The sequence below is a fragment of the Nonlabens dokdonensis genome (genome assembly GCF_002162835.1).
GTDB lineage: Bacteria > Bacteroidota > Bacteroidia > Flavobacteriales > Flavobacteriaceae > Nonlabens > Nonlabens dokdonensis_B.
In genome coordinates this window covers 1,795-3,972 of sequence record NZ_MAAX01000171.1, presented here as the reverse complement: position 1 = coordinate 3,972, position 2,178 = coordinate 1,795, and the positions used below count along the sequence as shown (strand labels likewise).

Below are 2,178 nucleotides of genomic sequence, written 5' to 3'. Positions count from 1 at the left end.
GATGTATTTTTGATGAAGAAAATGAGCCTATTTTTGAACTCGCCAGTGAGCTCAATCTTGCTATAGAAATTCATCCTTATGATGGAGAGAAATTTATAAAACTACAAAACACTTCCTGGCGTTTTCATTTGATCTGGATGCTTGCACAATGTGCAGATGCTTATCATTTTTTGACTCTCAACGGTTACGCTTTTAAATATCCAGGCATGCGTATTTGTTTTGCGCATGGTGGTCAACTGGCTCAAATGAATCTGGGACGTAGAATTCAAGGTTTTGACGGTAGACCAGATTTATTTGAAGGTAAAACACACCCAAGAAAATCAGTTGGTCATCCTAATATCTTCTTTGATACGCTGGTTCATGACACTGGTTCTTTAAAACTATTAGTAGAAAATCAAGGAGCCAAACAAGTTCTTGTAGGTCTGGACGATCCGTATCCGCTGGGAGAAATGGACAGTGAAAAACAAAGTTCTTATCCTGGTAAAATCATTGATCTCGCCATGGAACGCAACATTATTACACCAGATCAAGCAGACAATATGTGGGACGAGCATGTGGTGCGATGGCTTTTTGGTAGTGATGAAGCTGCTAAAAAAGAGTTCTACAATCGTGTAAAAGCTTAGGTAAATTGGTGAAGGTTTGCTTTTAGTTCCGCTTTCGCGAAAGCGGATTTTTTAAAAACATCTACCACAGATTCATATTTATAATAGAGATTCACACTTATTTCTTATTTAGACATTTCTAAAATCCTATTTTTGCAATTCAAATACATTACATGGATTACGCAGAAAATATATTAGGTACTATCGGAAATACACCACTTGTTAAAATGAACAAGTTAGTAGAAGATATTCCGGCTTTAGTACTTGCTAAATACGAGACTTTTAACCCAGGAAATTCTGTTAAGGATAGAATGGGATTAAAAATGGTAGAAGATGCCGAAGCTGATGGGCGCCTTAAACCTGGTGGTACTATTATAGAAGGAACCAGCGGTAATACAGGAATGGGACTTGCTCTCGCTGCTATTATGAAAGGTTACAAATTGATTTGTGTTTTAAGTGATAAACAGTCCAATGAAAAAATGGATATACTTAGAGCCGTAGGAGCTGAGGTGCATGTATGTCCTACAGATGTCGCTCCAGAAGATCCACAATCGTATTATTCTACAAGTAAACGTTTGAGCGAGGAGATTCCTAATTCTTGGTATGTAAACCAGTATGATAATCCATCCAACTGTAAAGCGCATTACGATAGTACAGGTCCAGAAATCTGGAAACAAACTGAAGGTAAGATCACTCACTTTGTGGTAGGTGTAGGAACAGGTGGAACAATTTCTGGTGTAGGAACTTATTTAAAATTGCAAAATCCAAATATCAAAATTTGGGGAATTGATACTTATGGTTCGGTTTTTAAAAAATACCATGAAACCGGTATTTTTGATGAGAACGAGATCCATTCTTATGTAACTGAAGGTATAGGTGAAGATATCTTACCATTGAACGTACGTTTTGAGGTAATCGATGGATTTACTAAAGTAACCGATAAAGACGCTGCTGTTTATACAAGAAGACTGGCAAAAGAGGAAGGAATGTTTCTAGGGAACAGCGCAGGAGCTGCCATCAAAGGTCTAAAACAGATTCATGAAGAAGTAGGGTTTACTAAAGATGACGTGGTAGTTATTTTGTATCACGATCATGGTAGCCGTTATGTAGGTAAGTTTTTTAACGATAACTGGATGCGTGAAAAAGGTTGGTTAAAAGAAGATGGAACTTACCATCCAGATGATAAATAGACCATAATACTGAAAAATTGAGCATCAATTTATTCAGTATCTCAAAGAATAAAACAGCTACAGTTAATTGATAAAAGCACCTCAAAAGCAATTTGTTTTTGAGGTGTTTCATTTCCCTAAGGGCAGAATTAATTCTGCCCTTAGGGAAATAAGCTAGATTCTATTGTAGCGTACATCCAAATATTGCGTGTAAATTATTTGAAATATTTGCTATATTTCAATCATGCAAGAAGATTTTATTCATTACCTCTGGAAGTTCAAGCAGTTGAGTGGTCAAGAACTCCTTACAACAGAAGGAAAAGAGATTAAGATAAAGTCTTTAGGAACGCACAATTTTTTTTCTGGCCCAGACTTTTTTAACGGTCGTGTAGAGATTGGCGGTCAGG

The 2,178-nt window shown here is 36.7% G+C and carries 3 protein-coding genes; all 3 read left to right on the top strand.

The features are described from left to right. A partial coding sequence (locus A9Q93_RS11110) for an amidohydrolase family protein (protein ID WP_303687476.1) occupies positions 1 to 623 on the top strand: 623 nt, incomplete at its 5' end. A gap of 152 nt (positions 624 to 775) precedes the next feature. Then, positions 776 to 1,792, top strand: a complete 1,017-nt coding sequence (locus A9Q93_RS11105; RefSeq protein WP_303687475.1) for a PLP-dependent cysteine synthase family protein — start codon at positions 776 to 778, stop codon at positions 1,790 to 1,792. Positions 1,793 to 2,015: 223 nt separating this feature from the next. Next, on the top strand, positions 2,016 to 2,178 hold a 163-nt coding region (locus tag A9Q93_RS11100; protein ID WP_303687477.1), incomplete at its 3' end, for a DUF2851 family protein.